The organism is Stenotrophomonas maltophilia group sp. msm4, from assembly GCF_032025605.1.
Lineage (GTDB): Bacteria > Pseudomonadota > Gammaproteobacteria > Xanthomonadales > Xanthomonadaceae > Stenotrophomonas > Stenotrophomonas sepilia.
This window is the reverse complement of the sequence record NZ_JAVSKK010000004.1, coordinates 147,296-169,370: the sequence shown is the minus strand read 5'-3', so window position 1 is coordinate 169,370 and position 22,075 is coordinate 147,296. Positions and strand designations below refer to the sequence as shown.

Here is a 22,075-nt window from a genome sequence, read left to right as displayed (position 1 = left end):
ACGGTAGCCCACCCGCCACGTGTCCCACCAAGAAGTACCCGCCATGACCGCCGTTACCCCGTCAAACGCCGTCGCCACCCCCAGCGACATCGTGCAGTCGCCGCTGCCGCGCCTGAAGATCACCGAGATATTCACCTCGCTGCAAGGCGAGGCCGATACCGCCGGCTGGCCGACCGTGTTCGTGCGCCTGACCGGCTGCCCGCTGCGCTGCCAGTACTGCGACACCGCCTATGCCTTCCACGGCGGCACCTGGTGGGACATCGACGACATCGTGGCCGAGGTGCTGGCCCAGGGCGTCCGCCACGTCTGCGTGACCGGCGGCGAGCCGCTGGCGCAGAAGCGCTGCCTGGTGCTGCTGCAGAAGCTGTGCGATGCGGGCATGGATGTCTCGCTGGAAACCTCCGGCGCGCTGGATGTCAGTGCAGTGGACCCGCGCGTGTCGCGCGTGGTCGACATCAAGACGCCGGGCTCGGCCGAAGCCGTCCGCAATCGCCTGGAAAACCTGCCGCTGCTGACCGTCCGCGACCAGATCAAGTTCGTCATCTGCAACCGCGAGGACTACGACTGGGCCAAGGCCATGGTCGCCGAGCACGGCCTGGTGGAGCGTTGCACCGTGTTCTTCTCGCCGAGCAAGGGCGAGATCAGCGCGCGGCAGTTGGCCGACTGGATCGTCGAAGACCGGCTGCCGGTGCGCTTCCAGATGCAGTTGCATAAAATCCTGTGGAACGACGAGCCGGGCCGATGAGCCGGCGCAGCGTTCCCTGATGTAGCTCCGGCGCGGGACAGCGTGCTGGCTTTCCCCTCCCAACCGGAAGATTTCCCATGAAGAAGGCAGTCGTGCTTCTCTCCGGCGGCATGGATTCAGCCGCCGTCATCGCCATGGCCCAGGAACAGGGCTTTGCCGTGCATGCCCTGAGCGTGCGCTACGGCCAGCGCCACACCTCCGAACTGGATGCCGCAGCCCGCGTGGCCAAGGCCCAGGGCGTGGTCGCGCACAAGACCGTGGACGTGGACCTGCGCAGCATCGGTGGCTCGGCGCTGACCGATGACATCGACGTACCGGAGGCGGGCGGAGCCGGCATTCCGGTCACCTACGTGCCGGCGCGCAATACCATCATGCTGTCGCTGGCGCTGGGCTGGGCCGAAGTGCTCGGTGCCAATGACATCTTCTGCGGCGTCAACGCTGTCGACTACTCCGGCTACCCGGACTGCCGCCCCGAGTTCGTGGCCGCGTTCCAGGCGCTGGCCAACCTGGCCACAAAGTCGGGCGTGGAAGGCGCCGGCATCAAGGTGCATGCCCCGCTGCAGTTCCTCAGCAAGGGCCAGATCGTCAGCGAAGGCGTGCGCCTGGGCGTGGACTTCGGCCTGACCGTGTCCTGCTACAACGCCGACGCCAACGGCGCTGCCTGTGGCCACTGCGACGCCTGCCGCCTGCGCGCGCAGGGTTTCGCCGAAGCCGGCGTCCCGACCCCACGCGGTACGCCTGACCGCGCCTGGTAGAGCCGGCCGCTGGCCGGCTTCCCCGGTGGGGCAATCACTCCCTCGGTGGTGCCAACCGTTGGTCCGCACTCCTTGACCTAGCGGGCCTGCAACCATCCCGATGCCTCGATGAAGGCCCGCACCGCAGCCGGATCGGCATAGTCCAACTCAATCATCCGCGCGATACCGGCCTTCTCGTCGGCCTGCTGGCGCATGTACTCCTGCGCGATACGGTAGCCGGCGTAGTAGCCCAGGTCACCACCCCGAACGGATTGCGCGCGCTGTTGTACAGCCAGTTGTCCAGGTTGTCCCCGTGCATCTCCGCACGGAAGCGCGCGCGGATTTCCGCTTCGTGCGCTGGCCCATAGGTGTACAGCGGCAACGCCGGGCGGCGCCCGCTGATGCGCTCTGTCACGTATTCGGCCACGCCTTCGCGTACCGCGTACTGGGCCAGGCTGCCGGTGGTCTCGCGCTGCTGGGTATGCACGTATTCGTGCAGGTTGTTCTGCGCGTTGTTCGCACCGGGGCGGCTGTCGTAGAAGATCCGCAGGCGGCTGCGCATCGGCTCGGGCAGCTCGCTCACGTCCACGCGCTCATCGCCGAGCGCCATCTCCGCGCCGATCAATACCTTGTTGCCCAGCGTGGTGCCGCCTGTGCGCAGCACGCCCACTGCATAGGTGATGGTGGCTGGACGCAGTGCCGGGTAGAGCGCCCGGAACGCAGTCAGGTCGCGCTCCAGCGTGGCGCTGGCGAGCTGTGCGTTGGCGGTGAGCGGCCGCACCGACGTCCAGAAGCGCGGCCACGCCCACATGGCCACGGCGTATTCGCGGGCAGTGTAGTGGCGCACCTGCATCAGCGCATGCAGCCCGGGGCTGCCGGGATCGATGTAGCGTTGCTGGACCAGCGCCACCCGGCGTTCGCCATCGGGTTCGGCGCGCACCGCATCATAGGTGGCCCAGAAGCGGGCGATGTCGTCGGTGACGACCTGGGGCGGGGCGGCCAGGGCTGCGCAGGGCAGCAGGGCGGCAAGCAGGCTGGCGATCAGACGCATCCATGGCTCCGGGAAAGGATCACAGATGGGATGCGACAATGGCCCGAAAGGTTTAAGCCGCTGGTAGTGCCGGCCGCTGGCCGGCATCCTCGACACACCCGGGTTTCACGCGACCGGCCAAAGTAGGGTAGAATGCCCACCCCGCCGAAAGGCTGGGGCAGTGCAATGGGCCGTTAGCTCAGTCGGTAGAGCAGAAGACTTTTAATCTTTTGGTCGAAGGTGAATCCTTCACGGCCCACCAATGCGGTCAATGACCCAAGTCATTCAAAAAGGCACCGCTCAGCGGTGCCTTTTGTGTTGTTGCCCGCAAAATGCCTATTTCGCCTTGGCGCCGCGCGCCCGCGCCGCCTCGCGTTCCGCCGCCACCTGCGTGGCAACGGCTGCAGCATTGGCGGCGGCATTCGCAGCCCGCTCCGCCGCAGCACGATCCGCATCGAACCGCGCCTGCCGCTGGGCGCTGTAGGCGCGTTCCAGTTCCAGCGAGGCAAGGAAACTGTCTGGATGCTTCGCCGCACACGCCCGCTGTACCAGTTGCACAGCATGATCGGACAGCCCGGGCTGGATATTGCCCAGCAGGCAATCGGCATACGGTACGGACGCAGCGGGGCCAGCAGCCAGCGCGGCAACGATCACGACATTCAACACGCAAACCTCCTTGTAGGTTTCGATGGGACCCGGTACCGGCCGGTCCGGCCCCAGTATGGCCCGGTTTGCAGTACAGGGTAGGCTACTCCGGCCGCACGTCCCGGCACACCAGCTCGGCCAGACTGCGGCAGGCAAAGAACAGCCCTTCAACCACGCCGGCATCCAGATGCCGGTCCGGCGTGGCCATTGCTCGGCAGCGGTCGGCGGCGTGCAGCATTTCCGCCACGGTCAGCATGCCAATGGCGGCTCGTTCCACCCGCGACAGGGCAACCCCGCGCCCCGCAGATAGGCTGGTTTCAGGCCAGGGCAGGCCATCGGCGCCTTCGCCCGCGCGGATGCGTTTGAGGCAGCCAGAAACGTGCTCAGTTCGGGCGCAGGGTTGTCGTCGTCATCGTGGGTGCTGGCGGCGTATGAAGCATAGGGCGGACGGTCGGTCATCTCGGCTTCCTCAGCTCTGGAGTGGGCGTGCCACCGCGCAGGGCGGGTGGCAGGCGATGCGTGGCTGCAAGCCGGAATGACATCACGTAGTAGCCGGCGGGTCCGAAGACCCCCACGCACCGCCCGCCATGAAGGCCGACGGATCACCCGCCGGCACGGTCCAAAGACAGTGTCGGCGGGTGAGCGCAAACAACAGCGTGAATGTCATTACGGGCTTGCAGGCCCGCTGCCACCCGTTGTCGGTGGCGCAGTATGGTGTTTACGCCTGCGCCTGGAGCTCAATGAGGATTTTCCGAAGAACGATGCGGAATCCAGGCGCGCGACGATGGTGGCGCAGGCCGCGCCGACGCAGCAAGCGACAGGGCGCGACGCATGTGCTCATGCGCTCGGTCGGTCGCGTTGGACAATGTCGGTAACTGCCGCTGACGGCACGTTTGCCGTGGTGGGGAACGTGGAAAGTGCGCGCCACGTTTGCCAGCCGTGGTGGTGCGGAACAGCGGGTCACGCACTCAAAAATCGGTGCATCTGCGACGTCCAAGGTGTTGTAGAGCCGAGCCATGCTCGGCTGCGGTTTGCGCGGTGGGCTGAGCCGAGCGTGGGCTCGGCTCTACAGTGATCCGTCCCATCCGCGACGGTTGAACTGTTGTAGAGCCGAGCCATGCTCGGCTGCGATTCGCATGGGAAACCGAGCCGTACCCGGTTGCGCGCGGGGAGGTCATCCCCCGCATGGCATGGATCTATGCATCTGGCAGGGATGCTGAGCGTGCAGAAGCCGCCAATGCCTGCCGCTGGGCGCTATGCTCGGCCTCTTTCCCAGGACGGGTCACCCCATGCGCTTGATCATGCTGTCGCTGTTGTTGTCCGCCGTCTCCGTCGCGCCGTTGATGGCCGCCGAACCGGCGCCGTCCGTACAATCAGCGGCCGCAACCCCGCTGGTGATCGGCGAGACCTTCACCGTTGAGTCGAAGGCGCTGGGCGAGACCCGCCGCATCAACGTCTACCGCCCGCAGCCGTGGGGCCTGGACCCGAAAACACCGCTGCCGGTGATCTACATGCCCGACGGCGGCATCGATGAGGACTTCCTGCACGTGGCAGGACTGGTGCAGGTGCTGAGCGGCAATGGCAGCATGCGCCCGTTCCTGCTGGTCGGCATCGAGAACACCGAGCGCCGTCGCGACATGACCGGCCCCAGCAGCGATCCGCAGGACCAGAAGATCGCGCCGCGCATTGGGGGTTCCGCGGCCTACCGCACGTTTCTGCGCGATGAACTGATGCCGCAGGTACGCCAGCGCTACCCGACCACCGACGAGCGCGCGCTGATCGGTGAGTCGCTGGCCGGCCTGTTCGTGGTTGAGACGCTGCTGCAGGAACCGGCGCTGTTCAACAGCTACATCGCGCTGGATCCCAGCCTGTGGTGGAACCGCGGCGCGATGCTGGCCGGAGTGGCCAAGCAGTTGCCTGCGGTGACGCGTGCGCAGCCGCACGTATTCCTGGCCAGCAGCGGGCAGCCGGAGCTGGCCGCCTCTGCCGCACGACTAGCCGCATTGCTGCAGCACGCCTCGCCGTCGCCGCTGGTGAAGTACCTGCCACTGCCGGAGGAAACCCACGCGACCCTCTATCACCCGGCCGCAATGTAGGCGCTGCGCACGCTGTTCCCGGCACCACCGCCGGCCTCGCCCTGACCGCACTGGCACCGGGCTGCACGCCATGCAAGGATGCGGCAGCGGTGCCATGCGGTGCGCCGCCCGCAATGGGAGAGTGTGGATGCAGCGTGTGCGTGGATGGAGTATGGCGGCCTGCCTGGCCATGAGTAGCTGTGCGATGTCGGTGGCGCCACCGGCAACGCAGAATGAAGCGAAAGAAAGCGCGGCCACCGCTGTGCCGGGCGTGGTGCTGCCGGATACCGAAGCGCTGCGCGTGCACGATCCGGTGGGCCGCGATTATCCGATCTGGGTAGCACTGCCGGCTGACTACGCGGCGCATCCAGAGAAGCGCTATCCGGTGCTGTATGTGACCGATGCGCTGTACACCTTCCCGCTGGTGCGCAGCGTGCGCAACATGGTGGGGCAGAAGGGCGTGAACCTCGAGGATTTCATCCTGGTCGGGCTGCCGCCGCAGGAAGGCCTGACGTCCAAGCAGAGCCGCTCGCGCGATTACACGCCCAGCGATCCGGCGCGCACCGATCCGCGTGACTACAGCGACGACGTCAGCTACGGCGGCGCGGCGCACTACCGTGATTTCCTCGCTGAGCAGGTGCTGCCGATGATCGATGCGCGCTACCGCACTGATCCGGCGCGGCGCGCCTATGCCGGTCATTCCTATGGTGGCTTGTTCGGTGCCTACGTGCTGACCACGCGCCCAGACATGTTCCGCACCTACATCCTGTCAAGCCCGTCGCTGTGGTTCGACAACCATCGGGTGCCGCGCATGCAGGCCGAGGCCAAGGCGCCCACGCAGCCGACCACGGTGGTGCTGTCGATCGGCAGCTTCGAAACGGTGAAGCCGGAGCCGCGCTATTTCACCCGCAACGACATGCTGCGCCACAACGCCGAATTCGCCGAGCAGCTGCGCGCCAACGGGCGCTCGTTGACGGTGGACAACATGGTGATCGATGACCAGGATCACTTCACCGTGTATCCGGACATGATCACCCGCGCGCTGCTGAAGGTGTTCCCGGGTACCGGACCGTACAGCAGCGGTTGATTGCAGGTTCAATCCACGCCATGCGTGAATGATTGCCTCAGGCCGCGCTGGCCTGCGGCGGCGGCATCAACGTGGCATCCGCTGCATGGCGGAAGCACAGGCGGATGGCATCGAGCAGCTCGCTCATGCTGTACGGCTTGGGCAGGAAGTGGATGTCGGCGCGCAGCTGCGGCAGCACATGATGCTGGTCCATGCCGGAGGTGACCAGGATCGGCAGCTGCGGCAGATGCTCGCGCACGCGGTTGGCGGTTTCGATGCCGCTGATCCCGCCCAGGCAGACGTCGGTGAACAGCAGGTCGAACGGCTCGCCGGCGTTGAGCAGGCCCAGCGCGGCCTCGGCACTGCTGACAGCGGTGACCTGGCAGGCCTGGCTTTCCAGGGCGAGGCGGCTGAGTTCCTGGGTTTCCTCGGCGTCCTCGATCAGCAGGACGCGCGGTTCCACAAAGCGCTTGGACAGCAACATGACGCGGCAACTCCGGACAACAGGGGAGCAGAAGGCGCGCAAGTATGCGCAAGCCGGGGTGATCCCGGCGTGCACGCCAGGCTAAGTGGGCGTTACAGCCGATGCTGCTGCCGGCGGCGTACCTGCCAGGCCAGCACCGCCACCGCCAGCAGCGCGGTGCCGATACGCAGGCTGGTGGCCTGCCAGCCCAGCGCGACGGCGTCATCGAGGCTGAACGCGTTCCACGCCATGTTCATCGATACATGCAGCACCAGGCCGCACCACAGGGTGTCGCCGTCCAGATGGTCGAGCCAAGCGAAGATGAAGCCGCCCAGTGCGATGACCGCGCCGACGAACAGGGCAGTGCCGCCGCCGTCGAAGCCGCCGAAGCCCAGCCAGTGCACCCAACCGAACAGCAGCGCCTGCGGCAGCGCAAGCAGGGACCACGGGCCACGCATGAGCTTCACCAGCAACACGAAGCCGAGGCCGCGGAACAGCACTTCCTCGGCCAGTGGGAACAGCACGGCGAGCATCGTTGCATCCAGGGTGGTCAGTGCGGTGTTGGGCGTCGCCCAGCAGCGCCAGGCCCAGCCAGCAGGGCAGGCTGGCCAGCAGCACCCACATCGGGCCGCGCCAGCCGTTGCCGCGCAGCCCCCAGGCTGGCCATCAGGCCTACCCCATGGGGGCGCAGCAGTGCGGCCAGCAGCAGTGCCAGCAGCACGGCCAGTGCGTTGTCCAGCAGGCTGCCGCCGTAGGGCATGGGCAAGGCGGGAATCCGCGCGCCTGCGGCCGCAGCGACATCGCGCAGATTGAGGCCCAGGCCGACGCCGAGGAGCACCAGCAGCAGGCGCGCCGCGTTGGGCAGGCGGGACAGGACGGTCATGCACGCACTCCCTGCGGAACCAGCGTGCAGTGTGGAAGGCGGCCGAGGACGCTGGCACGCGCCGGAAGTCCCTGTGCCATCGGTCATGTGTTGCCGCACAGTCATCCGTGGGCAGGTAGAGTCGTTGCCAGACCTTCAGGAGCCATGCCCATGCTGTGCCCCGTGTGCAAGACCCAGACCCTGCAGATGGCCGAGCGCCATGGCATCGAGATCGATTACTGCCCCGGTTGCCGTGGCGTGTGGCTGGACCGTGGCGAGCTGGACAAGATCATCGAACGTGCCGGCGCCGGTGCTGCGGTGCCGCCGCCCGCCCCTGTGCAGGCACAGCCGGCCGCTGCGCCGCCGCCGGTGATGCATCGCGATACCCGCCACCTGGGCCAGCGCTACGAGGACAACCGGGGCCAGCAGTACGGCCATGGGTACAAGAAAAAGAAGAAGGACAGCTTCCTGTCGGAGTTGTTCGACTTCTAGGTGCTTCGCTTTTGTAGAGTCGAGCCATGCTCGACTGGCTATTGCCAAAGCAGTCGAGCATGGCTCGACTCTACATGTGCAGCATGGTCACAGCCGGCGCAGGATGAACTCGCGGTCGCGCGTATCCCCGACGATGAAGTCGTACTCGCCGACCTTGCTGCAGCCGTAGCGCGCGTAGAAGCGCTGCGCGCCGAAGTTCTCCTCCCAGACGCCCACCCACAGGGTGCGGCGCTGCGGCTGGTCCAGCCAGGCCATGAACGCGTCCATCAGGCGCGCGCCGTGGCCGCCGTTCTGGTAGTCGGCCAGGATGTAGAAGCGCTTCAGTTCGATGTCGCCTTCGCAGGCCTCGGCATGCGGCAGGGTGTTGGCACCGGCAGCCAGGTAGCCGACCACGTTGTTGCCATCCATCAGCAGCCAGATCGCGCTGCGCGGGTCGGACAGTTCGGTGCGCTGCGGTTCGCTGCTGTAGTGCGCCTGCAGGAAATCCTGCAGCTCCTGCGCCGGATACGAGTCGCCCCAGGTTTCGTTGTAGGTGGTGATGGCGATGGCCGACAGCGCGTCGACATCGGCAAGGGTGGCGCGGCGGATCTGCAGCGACATGGCGGAGCCTGCATTGGAACGTGGCGCAGTGTAGCCGGCCCCGGCGTTTGCCGGGGCTGGCGGTTGCTCACACTCCGCTGATCAGAACCACATGCGAACGCCGGCCACCCAACGCGTGTCGCGCGCGTGGTCACCGGCGTAGTCGGCGGTGTCGCCAAACGTGCGCTCGTGGCTGATGCCGATGTACGGCGCGAAACGGCGGCTGAACTCATAACGCAGGCGCAGCCCGGCTTCGACCTTGTTCAGTCCGCGACCAATGCCGTACTCCGGTTCATCCTTGGCTGCGATGGTGGCTTCCAGCAGCGGCTGCAGGATCAGGCGGTTGGTCAGCAGCACGTCGTACTCGACCTCGGCCTTGGCCAGCACCTGGCCGCCGGAACCCATGTACAGCGTTGCCGAGCTCTCGAACTTGTACGGTGCAAGGCCCTGGATGCCGATGGCCGCCCAGGTGCGCGAGTCGGCCGGCTGGAAGTCCTGGCGCACGCCGACCAGCACGTCCCACCACGGCGATACGCTGCGACCATACAGTGCTTCCAGTGACGACGATTCCGTGCGGCCGCGGCTGCGTTCGCCATCGGTGCGCAACCACAGGCGGTTGATGTTGCCACCGATCCAGCCGGTGGCCTCCCAGGCCTGGCCGGTGCTGTTCTTGCCGTCCCAGTGTTCGAGGCGATCGATCAGCAGCAGGCTGTTGATCTGCGGTGCATGCTCCATCGCATCGTGCGCGATCGGTGGGAATGCGGCAGCGCGGTCGGCATCGGTGGGAACCGGGATCGGCTCGCGCGGTTCGATCGGTGCGGGCGTGCCGTGACCCATCCCCTCGTGGTCCATCTGTGAATGGTCCATCTTCGAGTGGTCCATCGTGGAGTGGTCCATGCCGGCGTGATCCGCCGCGCCCATGTCCATCTTCGAATGATCCATCTTCGAATGATCGACCGGTTCGGCCGGCGCGTTGGCGGTCTTTGCGGGCGGATCTATCGCGCCCATGTCATGGCCAGCATGCGACTGCGCGAATACCGGCCATGCCGCGGCCAGGCCCAGGGCCAGCAGGCTGGGGGAAAGCAGTGAGTGGCTCATTCTTCGATCCTCACTTCGCGCATCATGCCCGCTTCCATGTGGTAGAGCAGATGGCAGTGGTAGGCCCAGCGACCGAGCGCATCGGCACGCACGCGGTAACTGCGGCGGGTGCCGGGTGGCATGTCGATGGTGTGCTTGCGCAGCTGGAATTCGCCCTGCGCGTTTTCCAGATCACTCCACACGCCGTGCAGGTGGATCGGGTGCTGCATCATGGTGTCGTTGACCAATACGATGCGCATGCGCTCGCCGTAGTTCAGCCGCAGCGGCTCGGCGCTGGCGAACGGAATGCCATCGAATGACCAGGAGAACTTCTCCATATGGCCGGTCAGGTGCAGCTCGATCTCGCGGCTCGGCTCGCGGCCATCGGGGTCCTCGAACAGGCTGCGCATCGCGCCGTAGGTGAGTACCTGGCGACCGTTGTCGCGCAGGCCGATACCGGGATCGTCCAGCTTCGGTTCGGTGGCCGAGCTCTGCATGTCCACCAGCGGGTTGTTGCGTTCGCTGGCCGGGTGCTTCGGTGCCTTGCTGGCGGCATCGCTACCGCCGTGCGCACCGTGGCCCATGCTGGCGCCGCAGCCGCCTTCCATGCCCTTCATCGCGGCCATGTCATGGCCACCATGGCCACCACTACCCATGTTGTGCCCCATGTCGCTCATCGTCAGCAACGGGCGTGGGTCGCGCGCGGGAATCGGTGCCTGCAGGCCATGGCGGACTGCCAGCGTTCCGGCGGCAAAGCCGGTACGGCCCATGTCCTGGCAGAAGATGGTGAACGCGTCCTGCCCGGTCGGTTCCACCAGCACGTCGTAGGTTTCGGCCGGCGCGATGCGGAACTCGTCGATGCTGACCGGATGGATGTACTGGCCGTCGGCGGCGACCACGGTCATCTTCAGGCCGGGAATGCGCACGTCGAAGTAGGTCATCGAGGCGCCGTTGATGAAGCGCAGCAGTACTTTCTCGCCGCTGCGGAACAGCCCGGTCCAGTTGCCGGCCGGCGCGGTGCCATTCATCAGGTAGGTGTAGGTGTGCGCATTGATGTCGGAGATGTCGGTGGGCGTCATCCGCATCCGCCCCCACATGCCACGGTCGGACAACGCGGCCGACCAACCGTCGCGCTTCACGTCACGCAGGAAGTCGGGCAGGGTGCGCTTGTAGTAGTTGTCATGCTCGGCGAGCTTCTTCATGCGCCGGAACAGCGCGCCGGGGTCCATGTCGGTCCAGTCGGACAGCAGGATCACGTGCTCGCGGTCGTGCTGGTAGGGCGCCGGCTCGGCCGGGTCGATGATCAGCGCGCCGTACAGGCCGGCCTGCTCCTGGAACATCGAGTGGCTGTGGTACCAGTAGGTACCCGACTGCTTCAGTTCGAAGTGGTAGTGGTAGGTCTCACCGGGGCCGATGCCATTGAAGCTCAGTCCCGGCACACCGTCCATGTTCGCAGGCAGCAGGATGCCGTGCCAATGGATCGAGGTCGGGTGGCGTTCCAGGGCGTTGCGCACGAACAGATCCACCGTCTGGCCTTCACGCCAGCGCAGGATCGGTGCCGGCAGCGATCCATTGACGGTGATCGCCGGACGGGTGCGGCCAGTGAAGTTGGCCAGCGATTCGCCGATGGCCAGTTCGATGCGGGTGTCGCTGAGCACGGCGGGGGCGCCGGCCAGGCGTGGGGCGGCAGTGGCGGCGGCGAGCGCGCGCTGCGGCACGCCGACAGCGGCGATGCCGGCAACCACGCCACCGGCGGCCAGGCCCTGCACGAACAGGCGGCGCGACGGCATGGGCACAGCGCCCGGACCGCGGGGGATGCGGGTATTCATGGTGGTGACTCCAGACACGTAAAGACGCCGGCAGGCGGCCGGCTGCGGTGCGCAGGGCGCACGGTGCGTGTGGAATCAGCCGATGGGAGGGCGTGAGATCGGCGGCAGCGGCGGCGCGGGCCGGCCGGTGGCCGGCATCGGCTGCGGGGCCAGCGACAGTGCCGGTCCGGCCATGAACGGCAACGGCTGCACCACCAGCAGCGGGTGCTGGGCGCAGCTGCGCACGCAGTCCTTGATCTGGCAGTGGGCGTCGTGGGCCGGGGCCTTGGCCTGCGGGGCCGGGTCGGCCTGCGTGCCGGCGTGGTGGTGGCAGTCGGCAGTGCCGCCATCAACAGCAGCGGCTGCGGCGTGGGCCATCCGCCCCATTTCTTCGTGACCACGGGCCATGGCCGCGTTCAGCCCGTTGAGCAACAGGCTGAGCATGAGCACGACGCGGAGCAGGGTCGAGGCCAGGGACATGGCGCTAATTTAGCCGCAAGCGGGTGCGGATGCACTTCCGGCTGAATGGCCGGTTCAAGGTTGGAGCCGCACCAATGTAGAGCCGAGCCCGGCTTACCCCTCTTCGCGCACGATCTCGACCAGGCGCGGGCCATAGCGGCTCAGCTTGGTACCGCCGATGCCGCCGACCCGGGCCAGTTCATCCAGGCTGGTCGGGCGCCGCTCGGCGATGTTGCGCAGCGTGCTGTCGTGGAAGATCACGAACGCCGGTACGTTCTGTTCCCGGGCCAGTTCGGCGCGCAGGCCGCGCAGCGCGTTGAACAGGGCCAGGTCCTGCGGCAGTACCGACAGGCCGGTGCGCTGCGCGCTGCGCTCGCGTCCGCTGCTGCTGCTGGCCGGGTCGCGGCGCATGCTGATCTGGCGGCGGCCGGTCAACACGTCGCGGCTGGCATCGGTCAGGCGCAGGCCACCGTGACCCTCGCTGTCCACTTCCAGCAGGCTGGCCGCGACCAGCTGGCGGAACACGCTGCGCCAGGTGCGTGCATCGAGGTCGCGGCCGATGGCATAAGTGCTCAGCTTGTCGTGGCCCTGCTGCCTCACCTTCTCGTTCTCGCTGCCGCGCAGGATGTCGATCAGGTGGCCGACACCGAAGCGCTGGCCGCTGCGGTAGACGCAGCTCAGCGCCTTCTGTGCCGGTATGGTCGCGTCCCACGAGGCCGGTGGCGTCAGGCAGTTGTCGCAGTTGCCGCACGGCTGGGGGTAGGTCTCGCCGAAGCCGGCCAGCAGCACCTGGCGGCGGCACTGCATCGATTCGCAGTAGCCCAGCAGATGGTCGAGCTTGGCCCGCTCCAGCTGCTTGCGCTCTTCGCCCGCCTCGGACTGCTCGATCATCTGCTTGAGCAGTACCACATCACCCAGGCCGTAGCACAGCCAGGCCTCGGCGGCTTCGCCATCGCGGCCTGCGCGTCCGGTTTCCTGGTAGTAGCCCTCCATCGACTTGGGCAGGTCGGTATGCGCGACGAAGCGCACGTCCGGCTTGTCGATGCCCATGCCGAAGGCGATGGTGGCACACATCACGATGCCGTCCTCGCGCAGGAAGCGGCGCTGGTTGCCGGCGCGCACTTCCGGCGGCAGGCCGGCGTGGTAAGGCAGAGCGTTGAAGCCCTGGCCGCAGAGGAATTCAGCGGTCTCCTCGACCTTGCGCCGCGACATGCAGTAGACGATGCCGGCCTCGCCACGGTGGCCGCGCAGGAAGTCGGTCAGCTGCTTGCGGGCGTTGTCCTTCTGCACCACGGTGTAGCGGATGTTGGGGCGGTCGAAGGAACTGACAAAATGGCGCGCTTCCTGCAGATCGAGGCGCTCGGCGATCTCGCGCTGGGTCGGCGGATCGGCGGTGGCGGTCAGCGCGATCCGCGGGATCTGCGGCCAACGCTCGTGCAGCACGGTCAACTGGCGATATTCGGGGCGGAAGTCATGGCCCCACTGCGACACGCAGTGTGCTTCGTCGATGGCGAACAGGGCGATCTGGCTGCGCGACAGCAGCGACAGGAAACGCCCGGTCAGCAGCCGCTCAGGGGCGACATACAGCATGTCCAGTTCGCCGGCGAGCAGCTCGCGCTCGACGCGGCCGGCGGTCTCGGCATCCAGGGTTGAATTCAGGTACTCGGCGCGCACGCCGAGCTGGCGCAGGGCTTCGACCTGGTCCTGCATCAGTGCGATCAGCGGCGAGATGACGATGCCGCAACCGTCACGCAGCAGGGCCGGGACCTGGTAGCACAGCGATTTGCCGCCGCCGGTGGGCATCAGCACCAGGGCGTCGTGACCGGCAGCCACATGCTCCACGATGTCCTGCTGCGGACCACGGAAATCGTCGTAACCAAAGACGCGTTGGAGCAGGTCGTGCGCGGGACGGGAAGCCATCGCGCTAGTTTACCCCGGCGGGGGAGTCGGCAGGGCTGCGCCCTGGGAACGCGCCATCGCATGCGCGCTGCCGCTCCCACGCTTCGCTCCGCGAAACGCGGGCCTCACTTACCAGCTCCCAGACCCCCGCCGCTTCGCGTCCGCCCCCTGACTCAGGGGGCTCTCCCCCGGACTTGGCCCGGTGGGCGGTAGATCCACGCCATGCGTGGATGAAATCTGTCAGATATCGACAAACAAAATGGGTCAGATCCGTTTTCCTGCGGAAAACGGATCTGACCCCAATGGCTTTGCTGGCAGATCGCGGAAAACTGTCGAAGGCGGGGTGGGTCCGGTTGCGGGGGCGTGAGCCGCATGGATGCGGCGACCGAGCCTACATGGACGTATTCACGGCGTCCCCCGCAACTGGACCCGCCCCGCCAACCCACGGATAGCCCGCTTTTGACGTTGACGTTGACGTTGCAGTTGCCTCTGCGGGTGCAGGGCGCAGCCCTGCCGCCCCCCCCAACCCTTACTGCAGCAGGGAACGCAGCATCCAGGCGTACTTCTCGTGGGTCTGCAGGCGCTGGGTCATCAGATCCTCGGTCGGGGCATCGTCACCCTTGGCCGCCACATCCAGCACTTCACGCGCCGTACGGCATACCGCTTCGTTGGCGACCACCAACTGGCGTACCATTTCACGCCAGTCCGCACTGTCGGTCAGGCCCGGTTCCTCGACGATCGAGGTCAGCGCAGCGAATTCCCGGTAGGAGCCCGGGGCATTGAAGCCCAGCGCGCGGATGCGCTCGGCCACGTCGTCCAGTGCCGCCCACTGCTCGGTGTACTGCGTCTCGAACATGGTGTGCAGCGAGTTGAACATCGACCCGGTCACGTTCCAGTGGAAGTTGTGCGTCTTCAGGTAGAGCGTGAACGCGTCGGCCTGGAAGCGCGACAGACCGTCGGCGATCTTCTTGCGGTCGCCCTGGGTGATCCCGATATCGATGTTCGGCGCCGACGGTGCCGCCGCTGCAAGCTTCTGCTTGCCGGTCTTGGCCTTGGTCGTGCTCTTGGTCTTCGCCATGGGGTTCCTCCTTGTGGAATCGTTGGCCTTCACAATAAACCGGTCGTGATGACTGGTCGCTTTCAAAGTTTTGAACGAACCGATTGATGAACTCTATCGATAAAAATCCATCGCCCCGCCTGCGCCAACAGCGCGCCGCCATCGACGGCGCCATGAGCCGCGACCGGGGCCGTTTGCTGGGAATGCTCTCGCGTTGCCAGGCCAAGCCGCAGGATGCGGCACTGGCCGCTACTTTCGAGCAGGCCTTGCAGGCGTCGGTGCAGCGCCGGCAGGTGCGGGCGCAACAGCAGCCGTCCATTACTCTGGACCCGCAGCTGCCGATTGCGCGTGAAGCCGACGCGATCATCAAACTGATCCGCGACCACCAGGTGGTGGTGATCGCCGGTGAAACCGGTTCGGGCAAGACCACCCAGCTGCCGAAACTGTGCCTGGCCGCAGGCCGTGGCCAGGCCGGCATGATCGGCTGCACCCAGCCGCGACGGATCGCCGCACGTGCGGTAGCCAGCCGCGTGGCGCAGGAACTGCAGAGCGAACTGGGCCAGCTGGTGGGCTACCAGGTGCGCTTCAATGACAAGGTCAGCGACGACAGCCGCATCAAGTTCATGACCGACGGCATTCTGCTGGCGGAGATCGCCAGCGACCGCTGGTTGTCGAACTACGACACGATCATCGTCGACGAGGCACACGAACGCAGCCTCAACATCGACTTCCTGCTGGGCTACCTGAAGCAGCTGCTGCGCAAGCGCCCGGACCTGAAGCTGATCGTCACTTCGGCCACCATCGACACCGAACGCTTCGCCCAGCATTTCGACAATGCGCCGGTGATCAGCGTCGAAGGCCGTACCTACCCGGTGGAAGTGCGCTACCGCGCGCTGGAAGGTGAGGGCGAAGACCAGGGCGAGCGCACCGTCAACGATGCCATCGTGTCGGCCATCGACGAGATCACTCGCCTGGACGCACGCGGCGACGTGCTGATCTTCCTGCCGGGCGAGCGCGAGATCCGCGATGCGCACCAGTCGCTGGAACGGCGCAAGTACCGCAATACCGAGGTGCTGCCGCTGTACGCGCGCCTGTCCAACCAGGACCAGGACCGGGTGTTCAACCCCGGGCCGAACCGGCGCATCGTGCTGGCCACCAACGTGGCCGAGACCTCTTTGACGGTGCCACGCATCCGCTACGTGGTCGATCCGGGCTTCGCCCGCGTCAAGCGCTACAGCCCGCGCAACAAGCTGGATCGCCTGCACATCGAGCCGATCTCGCAGGCCAGCGCCAACCAGCGCAAGGGTCGCTGCGGCCGTATCGCCGAAGGCATCTGCTACCGCCTGTACGCCGAGGCGGATTTCCAGGCGCGGCCGGAGTTCACCGATCCGGAAATCCGCCGCTCCAGCCTGGCCGGCGTGATCCTGCGCATGCTGCAGCTGGGCCTGGGCCGCATCGAGGAGTTCCCGTTCCTGGAGGCGCCGGACGAGCGTGCCGTTGCCGATGGCTGGCAGCAGCTGACCGAGCTGGGCGCGATCGATGCCGAGCGGCGCATGACCACCATCGGCAAGCAGATGGCGCGCCTGCCGGTGGACGTGAAGCTGGCGCGCATGCTGGTCGCCGCACAGGCTGCAGGCTGCCTGCGGCCGATGCTGGTGATTGCCTCGTTCCTGGGCATCCAGGACCCGCGCGAACGCCCGCCGGAAGCGCGCGGTGCCGCCGACAACGCGCATGCGCAGTTCGCCGATGGCCGCTCCGAGTTCGTCGGCGTGCTGCGCCTGTGGGATGCCTACCGGCAGGCCCACGAAGACCTGACCCAGTCCAAGCTGCGCGACTGGTGCGGACGTCATTTCCTCGGCTTCCTGCGCATGCGCGAGTGGCGCGAGCTGCATCGCCAGCTGCGGCTGCTGTGCGAGGAACTGGGCTGGAAGGAAGAGGCCAGCGAGGCGTCGATGGCACCGTTGCTGGCCGGCAGCAGTGCGCCGGCACCGGCGCGTGATGACGCGGCCGCAGTAAAGGCCACCCGCGGCCAGTTGCATCGTGCCGCGCGCCTGGCCCGCGAAGGCAAGGCCGAGGCCGCACCGGCACCGGCGGCCGCGCGCGCGCAGAAGGAACAGGCGCCCGTCGGCGGCGGCTTCAGCGAACGCGTGCGTGCCGCTGCCTACCAGACCCTGCACCGGGCGCTGGTGGCGGGCCTGCCGACGCAGATCGGCCACCGCACCGAGAAGGGCGATTTCCAGGCACCACGCCAGCGCCGCTTCCTGCCGTTCCCCGGCTCGGCGCTGGCCAAGCGGCCACCGCCGTGGCTGCTGGTGGCCAACCTGCTGGATACGCAGAAGGTATGGGGCATGACCCTGGCCGCGATCGAGCCGGACTGGGTGATCGCCGAACTGCCGCACCTGCTGCTGCGCAAGCACTTCGACCCGCACTGGTCGCGCGCGCAGGGCCAGGTGCTGGCGTCCGAGCAGATCAGCCTGTTCGGCCTGGTGCTGGCACCGAAGAAACCGGTCCATTACGGCCGCATCGCGCCGGGCGAGGCGCATGACATCTTCGTGCGCCAGGCGCTGGTGACCGGCGAGATCAATACCCGTGCCAGTTTCGTCGCCGACAACCAGAAGGTGCTGGAGGTCGCGCGCGGGGAAGAAGCCAAGCTGCGCCGCGCCGGCATCGTTGCCGACGAAGACTGGCAGGCACGCTGGTACCTGGACCGGGTGCCGCCGCAGATCCACTCGGCGGCGGGACTGGATAGCTGGTGGAAAGGGCTGGCGCCGGAACAGCGCAAGGCGCTGCACTGGTCGTTGGCAGACCTGTTGCCCGGTGAGGGCAGCGAACAGGAGCGCTATCCGAAGTACCTGGCGCTGGGCCAGGCGCGCTTGCCGCTGCACTACCGCTTCGAACCGGGGGCCGACGACGATGGCGTCACCCTGGACGTGCCACTGCACCTGCTCAACGCGTTGGACCCGGTGCAGCTGGGCTGGCTGGCGCCGGGCTTTGTTGCCGACAAGGCCTCGGCACTGATCCGCAGCCTGCCCAAGGCGATGCGCCGCAACTACGTGCCGGCGCCGGACTTCGGTCGCGCGTTCTACGAGGCCTTCCCGCAGCCCAGCGCCGATGCCATCACCGGCGAGCTGGCGCGTTTCCTGTCACGTGCGACCGGCGCGACGGTGACCGCACTGGATTTCGAGCCGGGTTCGATCGAGCCACACCTGCACATGAACCTGCGGCTGCGCGACGAACAGGGCAAGGTGCTGGCCACCTCGCGTGATCTGGAAGCGCTGCGCGCGAAATTCGGTGGCCGTGCTGGCGATGCCTTCGCCGCGCGTGCCGGGCGCGAGATGGCGGCTGACGGCCTGCGCACGTTCCCGGCCACGCCGATTCCGCTGCAGGTACCCGGTGAAGCCGGCGTGCCGGCCTATCCGGCGCTGCTGGACGAGGGCGACAGCGTGGCGCTGCGCATCTTCGCCGACCGCCAGCAGGCGCAGGACGCCCATCCGCTGGGCGTGCGCCGCCTGCTGGAGATCGCCCTGGCCGACAAGGTGAAGCAGGCACGCAAGCAGTTGCCGGTCGGTGCCAAGACCGGCCTGTTGTATGCCGCGATCGAATCGCAGGAGCGCCTGCGTGGTGACCTGGTCGATGCAGCGATGAACGCGGTGCTGGCCGAGGGCCTGGAAGACATCCGTGATGCGGCGGCCTTCGAGCAGCGCCGCGAGCATGCCGCCAAGGCCCTGTTTGGCGAGGCGATGTCGCGGCTGAAGCTGGCCGAATCCATCCTGGCGCTGGTGGCGGAGCTGAAGCCGATGCTGGAGGCGCCGCTGATGGGCTGGGCGCGCGGCAACCTGGACGACATGGAAGCGCAGCTGGCCGGGCTGATCCACCCCGGCTTCCTGCGCGACACGCCGGCCGACGCGCTGGCGCAGTACCCGCGTTACTTGAAGGCGATGATCCTGCGCACCGAACGTGCCAAGCGTGATCCGCCGCGCGACCAGGCGCGCATGCTGGAACTGCATCCGTTCCTGGAAGCGCTGGAGGCGGGCGAGCAGCAGGGCCTGCGTGATCGCCCGCAATGGCAGGCGCTGCGCTGGGATCTGGAAGAACTGCGGGTATCGCTGTTCGCGCAGGAGCTGGGGGCACGCACCGGCATCTCGGCGAAGAAGCTGGCGCAGCGCGTGGCTGCATTGCGCCAGGCCTGAGCGCGCCCCGGCCGCCCCCTCGGGCGACCGGGGCCGGCCGGGCAGGGAGCCGGGCACGGCCGGAATGCCCGGACGTTACTTGGTGCGGCGAACCTTCGGCTGCACGTTTACCCCGTCCACCTTCATATACCAGGCGCCCATCACCCCTGGGCGCATGCTGACGCCCGGGGCGTCCTTGCGGCCACCGGAATAGTGCGTGGCGTCTATCTGCTCCCACTCCTGGCCGTTCTGCAGCACGTAGCGGCGGCCCTGGCCGAATCCACGGAATTCACCCTGCAGGTTGCTTTCGATCGGTTCGCTGCTGCCGAAGTCCAGGAAGCCGCGGTTCTTCTTGATCACTTCCTGGCGGCCTTCTTCGCGCGCTGCGGCGACGGCCTGGGTGGTGGCCGCCTCGACCTTGCCCTGCAGCCAGCGGTTGAGCGTGGCCAGTTCACCGGCACTGAGCTTGTCCAGGCCGGCGGCCTTGAACTCGGAGGGCGACATCTGCTGCTGCAGGTCGCCCTCCACCACGCGCTGGGCCAGCGCAGGCGCGGACAGGGACAGCAGCACGGCGGCACAGGCCAGCAGCCGTGGACGGACGCGCGGGGCAATCGAAGGCATGGCGGGTCTCTCCTGGGTGTGTGGGCGAGTGTAGCGGCATGTCTTCATGCCGGGTGATGGTAGGTGCAGTGATTGTCCCTGAACGGCGCCGGCGCTAGTGTAGGGGCCTCTGTCTTGCCTGCTCGATGCTGTGAACCGCGCTTCCGTCCCCGGCCTGGATGCCTTGTTGAACCGTCCCTCGGCAGCGGTGCTGCCTGCTCCGCTGCGCCAGGCCCTGCGTGAGCATTGGGAAGCGCCGGATTGCGACCACCAGATGCGTGCCAGCTGGTCGGTGCTGGGCGATACCCTCGATGCGCTGGCGATGCTCTCGGCCGACGAAGGCGCGGTGGTGGCCGCATTGCTGTTCGACCTGCCGGGCCTGCGCGCCAGCCTGGACCAGCTGCCGCTGGGCAACCACAAGGCGGCGGTGACCGGCCTGCTGGATGGCCAGGATGCGGCCGATCCAGTGTGGGCGCTGCATGCCGGCCGTGAGGCGGGGCGCAACAGTGAGGGCCTGCGCCGGCTGCTGCTGGCGATCATCCGCGACCTGCGCGTGGTGCCGATCCTGCTGGCGCGCCAGCTCGCGAGGATGCGTGCGGCCGACAAGCTGGACGAGGAGCAGCGGCGCGCGCTGGCCCAGCTGACCCGCGACATCCACGCGCCCCTGGCCAACCGGCTGGGCATCTGGCAGCTGAAGTGGGAGCTGGAGGACCTGGCGTTCCGCCACCTGGAACCGGAAACCTACCGCCGCATCGCCCGCGAGGTGGATGAAACCCGCATCGCCCGCGAGCGTTACGTCGAGAACGTCAAGAAGGTATTGTCGCGCGAGCTGGTCGCCCAGGGCATCAAGGCCGAAGTCAGCGGCCGCCCGAAGCACATCTACAGCATCTGGCGGAAGATGCAGAAGAAGCGGTTGGCCTTCGACCAGTTGTATGACATCCGTGCGGTGCGCGTGATGGTCGACGACGTTGCCGCCTGTTATGCCGCGTTGGGCGTGGTGCACGCGCTGTGGGCACCGGTACCGAGCGAGTTCGATGATTACATCGCACGCCCGAAGGCCAACGACTATCGCTCGCTGCATACCGCCGTGGTCGGCCCGGAAGGTCGCACCATCGAAGTGCAGATCCGCACCCATGAAATGCATTCGCAGGCCGAGCTGGGCGTGGCCGCGCATTGGAAGTACAAGGAAGGTGGCAAGGGCGCGGAGAAGTCCTTCGACCGCAAGATCACCTGGATGCGCCAGTTGCTGGAACAGGCGCAGGACGGGCAGGGCAATGAACTGGCCGGGGCGCTTGATGCTGAGCTGACCGAGGACCGGGTCTATGCGCTGAGCCCGAAGGACGAGGTGCTGGACCTGCCGCAGGGCGCTACGCCGCTCGATTTCGCCTACCAGGTGCATACCATGGTCGGGCACCGCTGCCGCGGCGCCAAGGTCAACGGCCGCATCGTGCCGCTGACCTACCGCCTGCGCAGCGGCGACCGCGTCGAGATCCTGACCGGCAAGGAGGCCGATCCGCGCCGCGACTGGCTGATGCCGGCCAACGGCTTCCTGGCCAGCAACCGCTCGCGCGAGAAGGTGCGCAGCTGGTTCCACAAGCTGGACCGCGCGCGCAACGTGCAGGCCGGTCGCGAGCTACTCGAGCGCGAGCTGAAGCGGCTGGGCCTGCAGCACGCGGACCTGGCTGTGGCGGCGAAGAAGTTCCATGCCGACAGCGTCGATGACCTGTACATCCAGGTGGCGCTGGGCGATACCGGCCCGAACCAGGTCAGCCGTGCGCTGCTGGAGGCGGAGCGTGCCGCCAGCCAGCCCGCGCCCGCACCGGCTCTGCCGCGGCCGACCGCGCGCCGCGAGAACCTGGGCAAGTCCAAGTTCACCGTGCAGGGCGTGGGCAACCTGCTGGTGCAGCTGGCACGCTGCTGCCAGCCGGTGGCCGGCGAGCCGATCGTCGGCTACCTGACCCGTAGCCGGGGTGTCACCGTGCATCGTGCAGACTGCGCCGCGCTGGCCCGGCTGGCGGCCAGCAGCCCGCAGCGCATCCTGCCGGTGGAGTGGGGCCAGGCTGGGGGCGGCTACGAGGTGGACGTCGTGGTCGATGCGGTCGATCGCCGCTGGCTGCTGAAGGACATCACCAACCTGATCGCCCAGGAAGACGCCTACGTGCTCGACATCCACAGTGACAACGTGCGCAACAGTGGCCGTGCCCATCTGCGGCTGCGCCTGAAGGTCAGTGACTACGGGCAGTTGTCGACGCTGCTGGGCAAGCTCGATGCGCTGCCGGGCGTGAGCGAGGCGCGTCGCCTCGGCTGAGCTTCAC

At 67.4% G+C, this 22,075-nt stretch carries 17 protein-coding genes, 1 tRNA gene and 2 pseudogenes; 8 read left to right on the top strand and 12 right to left on the bottom strand.

The annotated features are described in order from the left end of the window. The first annotated feature begins 43 nt into the window (after positions 1-43). Positions 44-745, top strand: coding sequence for a 7-carboxy-7-deazaguanine synthase QueE (queE, locus tag ROV93_RS19105; protein WP_072167671.1), 702 nt, complete (start codon positions 44-46; stop codon positions 743-745). Between the two features lie 77 nt (positions 746-822). Beyond that, positions 823-1,500: a 7-cyano-7-deazaguanine synthase QueC gene (queC, locus tag ROV93_RS19100; protein WP_312540842.1), complete on the top strand. Its 678-nt coding sequence runs from the start codon at positions 823-825 to the stop codon at positions 1,498-1,500. A gap of 77 nt (positions 1,501-1,577) precedes the next feature. Here queC and ROV93_RS19095 read toward each other — a convergent pair. Next, a pseudogene (locus tag ROV93_RS19095) lies at positions 1,578-2,530 on the bottom strand (DUF2268 domain-containing putative Zn-dependent protease). A 167-nt stretch (positions 2,531-2,697) separates the two neighbouring features. On the opposite strand from ROV93_RS19095, the gene ROV93_RS19090 reads away from it, so the two are divergent. Continuing rightward, positions 2,698-2,771, top strand: a tRNA-Lys gene (locus ROV93_RS19090). 74 nt (positions 2,772-2,845) lie between these two features. On the opposite strand, the gene ROV93_RS19085 is transcribed toward ROV93_RS19090, so the two are convergent. Beyond that, positions 2,846-3,175 carry a hypothetical protein gene (locus tag ROV93_RS19085; RefSeq protein WP_072167673.1) on the bottom strand — a complete coding sequence of 110 codons (330 nt, stop codon included), beginning with the start codon at positions 3,173-3,175 and terminating at the stop codon, positions 2,846-2,848. Between the two features lie 82 nt (positions 3,176-3,257). Continuing rightward, positions 3,258-3,410, bottom strand: a complete 153-nt coding sequence (locus tag ROV93_RS19080) for a hypothetical protein (protein WP_227838078.1) — start codon at positions 3,408-3,410, stop codon at positions 3,258-3,260. A gap of 1,033 nt (positions 3,411-4,443) precedes the next feature. On the opposite strand from ROV93_RS19080, the gene ROV93_RS19075 reads away from it, so the two are divergent. Both ROV93_RS19075 and ROV93_RS19070 read left to right on the top strand, forming a co-directional pair. Further along, positions 4,444-5,250 (top strand): alpha/beta hydrolase-fold protein, encoded by an 807-nt coding sequence (locus ROV93_RS19075; RefSeq protein WP_312540834.1) that lies wholly within the window; start codon positions 4,444-4,446, stop codon positions 5,248-5,250. A 127-nt stretch (positions 5,251-5,377) separates the two neighbouring features. Next, positions 5,378-6,316: an alpha/beta hydrolase-fold protein gene (locus ROV93_RS19070; RefSeq protein ID WP_072167675.1), complete on the top strand. Its 939-nt coding sequence runs from the start codon at positions 5,378-5,380 to the stop codon at positions 6,314-6,316. A 37-nt stretch (positions 6,317-6,353) separates the two neighbouring features. On the opposite strand, the gene ROV93_RS19065 is transcribed toward ROV93_RS19070, so the two are convergent. Next, complete coding sequence (locus ROV93_RS19065; protein ID WP_180890571.1) at positions 6,354-6,779, bottom strand: response regulator; 426 nt, start codon at positions 6,777-6,779, stop codon at positions 6,354-6,356. A gap of 92 nt (positions 6,780-6,871) precedes the next feature. Next, positions 6,872-7,641: pseudogene (locus ROV93_RS19060) on the bottom strand (CPBP family glutamic-type intramembrane protease). Between the two features lie 150 nt (positions 7,642-7,791). Between ROV93_RS19060 and ROV93_RS19055 the strand changes: the two are divergent. Beyond that, positions 7,792-8,112 (top strand): zf-TFIIB domain-containing protein, encoded by a 321-nt coding sequence (locus ROV93_RS19055; protein WP_061480338.1) that lies wholly within the window; start codon positions 7,792-7,794, stop codon positions 8,110-8,112. 87 nt (positions 8,113-8,199) lie between these two features. Here the strand turns inward: ROV93_RS19055 and ROV93_RS19050 are convergent, their stop codons facing one another. From ROV93_RS19050 to ROV93_RS19025, 6 genes are all read right to left on the bottom strand, one after another. Next, positions 8,200-8,712, bottom strand: coding sequence for a GNAT family N-acetyltransferase (locus tag ROV93_RS19050; protein ID WP_072167677.1), 513 nt, complete (start codon positions 8,710-8,712; stop codon positions 8,200-8,202). A gap of 81 nt (positions 8,713-8,793) precedes the next feature. Beyond that, complete coding sequence (locus ROV93_RS19045) at positions 8,794-9,789, bottom strand: copper resistance protein B (RefSeq protein WP_072167678.1); 996 nt, start codon at positions 9,787-9,789, stop codon at positions 8,794-8,796. Further along, a complete protein-coding gene (locus ROV93_RS19040) occupies positions 9,786-11,597 on the bottom strand; it encodes a copper resistance system multicopper oxidase (RefSeq protein WP_072167679.1) in 1,812 nt (603 codons plus the stop codon). Before ROV93_RS19040 ends, ROV93_RS19045 begins: the two co-directional genes overlap by 4 nt. Positions 11,598-11,672: 75 nt before the next feature. Continuing rightward, on the bottom strand, positions 11,673-12,056 hold the full coding sequence (locus tag ROV93_RS19035; protein WP_072167680.1) for a CopL family metal-binding regulatory protein: 384 nt from the start codon (positions 12,054-12,056) through the stop codon (positions 11,673-11,675). Between the two features lie 93 nt (positions 12,057-12,149). Further along, positions 12,150-13,955, bottom strand: coding sequence for a DNA helicase RecQ (gene recQ, locus ROV93_RS19030; RefSeq protein WP_072167681.1), 1,806 nt, complete (start codon positions 13,953-13,955; stop codon positions 12,150-12,152). A gap of 508 nt (positions 13,956-14,463) precedes the next feature. Next, positions 14,464-15,012 carry a Dps family protein gene (locus ROV93_RS19025; RefSeq protein WP_005418469.1) on the bottom strand — a complete coding sequence of 183 codons (549 nt, stop codon included), beginning with the start codon at positions 15,010-15,012 and terminating at the stop codon, positions 14,464-14,466. 86 nt (positions 15,013-15,098) lie between these two features. On the opposite strand from ROV93_RS19025, the gene hrpA reads away from it, so the two are divergent. After that, positions 15,099-19,181 (top strand): ATP-dependent RNA helicase HrpA, encoded by a 4,083-nt coding sequence (gene hrpA / locus ROV93_RS19020; protein ID WP_072167682.1) that lies wholly within the window; start codon positions 15,099-15,101, stop codon positions 19,179-19,181. 75 nt (positions 19,182-19,256) lie between these two features. Here hrpA and ROV93_RS19015 read toward each other — a convergent pair whose 3' ends face one another. Continuing rightward, positions 19,257-19,781 (bottom strand): hypothetical protein, encoded by a 525-nt coding sequence (locus ROV93_RS19015; RefSeq protein WP_053500608.1) that lies wholly within the window; start codon positions 19,779-19,781, stop codon positions 19,257-19,259. A 130-nt stretch (positions 19,782-19,911) separates the two neighbouring features. Here ROV93_RS19015 and ROV93_RS19010 point away from each other — a divergent pair, with 130 nt between their 5' ends. Beyond that, positions 19,912-22,068 carry a bifunctional (p)ppGpp synthetase/guanosine-3',5'-bis(diphosphate) 3'-pyrophosphohydrolase gene (locus ROV93_RS19010; RefSeq protein ID WP_061480346.1) on the top strand — a complete coding sequence of 719 codons (2,157 nt, stop codon included), beginning with the start codon at positions 19,912-19,914 and terminating at the stop codon, positions 22,066-22,068. Positions 22,069-22,075: the final 7 nt, after the last annotated feature.

Excerpts from the sequence above, each read along its gene's own strand:
- queE (WP_072167671.1), top strand. The coding sequence starts at position 44 with ATGACCGCCGTTACCCCGTCAAACGCCGTCGCCACCCCCAGCGACATC.
- queC (WP_312540842.1), top strand. The coding sequence starts at position 823 with ATGAAGAAGGCAGTCGTGCTTCTCTCCGGCGGCATGGATTCAGCCGCC.
- ROV93_RS19080 (WP_227838078.1), bottom strand. The coding sequence starts at position 3,410 with ATGCTGACCGTGGCGGAAATGCTGCACGCCGCCGACCGCTGCCGAGCA.
- ROV93_RS19075 (WP_312540834.1), top strand. The coding sequence starts at position 4,444 with ATGCGCTTGATCATGCTGTCGCTGTTGTTGTCCGCCGTCTCCGTCGCG.
- ROV93_RS19070 (WP_072167675.1), top strand. The coding sequence starts at position 5,378 with ATGCAGCGTGTGCGTGGATGGAGTATGGCGGCCTGCCTGGCCATGAGT.
- ROV93_RS19065 (WP_180890571.1), bottom strand. The coding sequence starts at position 6,779 with ATGTTGCTGTCCAAGCGCTTTGTGGAACCGCGCGTCCTGCTGATCGAG.
- ROV93_RS19055 (WP_061480338.1), top strand. The coding sequence starts at position 7,792 with ATGCTGTGCCCCGTGTGCAAGACCCAGACCCTGCAGATGGCCGAGCGC.
- ROV93_RS19050 (WP_072167677.1), bottom strand. The coding sequence starts at position 8,712 with ATGTCGCTGCAGATCCGCCGCGCCACCCTTGCCGATGTCGACGCGCTG.
- ROV93_RS19045 (WP_072167678.1), bottom strand. The coding sequence starts at position 9,789 with ATGAGCCACTCACTGCTTTCCCCCAGCCTGCTGGCCCTGGGCCTGGCC.
- ROV93_RS19040 (WP_072167679.1), bottom strand. The coding sequence starts at position 11,597 with ATGAATACCCGCATCCCCCGCGGTCCGGGCGCTGTGCCCATGCCGTCG.
- ROV93_RS19035 (WP_072167680.1), bottom strand. The coding sequence starts at position 12,056 with ATGTCCCTGGCCTCGACCCTGCTCCGCGTCGTGCTCATGCTCAGCCTG.
- recQ (WP_072167681.1), bottom strand. The coding sequence starts at position 13,955 with ATGGCTTCCCGTCCCGCGCACGACCTGCTCCAACGCGTCTTTGGTTAC.
- ROV93_RS19025 (WP_005418469.1), bottom strand. The coding sequence starts at position 15,012 with ATGGCGAAGACCAAGAGCACGACCAAGGCCAAGACCGGCAAGCAGAAG.
- hrpA (WP_072167682.1), top strand. The coding sequence starts at position 15,099 with ATGAACTCTATCGATAAAAATCCATCGCCCCGCCTGCGCCAACAGCGC.
- ROV93_RS19015 (WP_053500608.1), bottom strand. The coding sequence starts at position 19,781 with ATGCCTTCGATTGCCCCGCGCGTCCGTCCACGGCTGCTGGCCTGTGCC.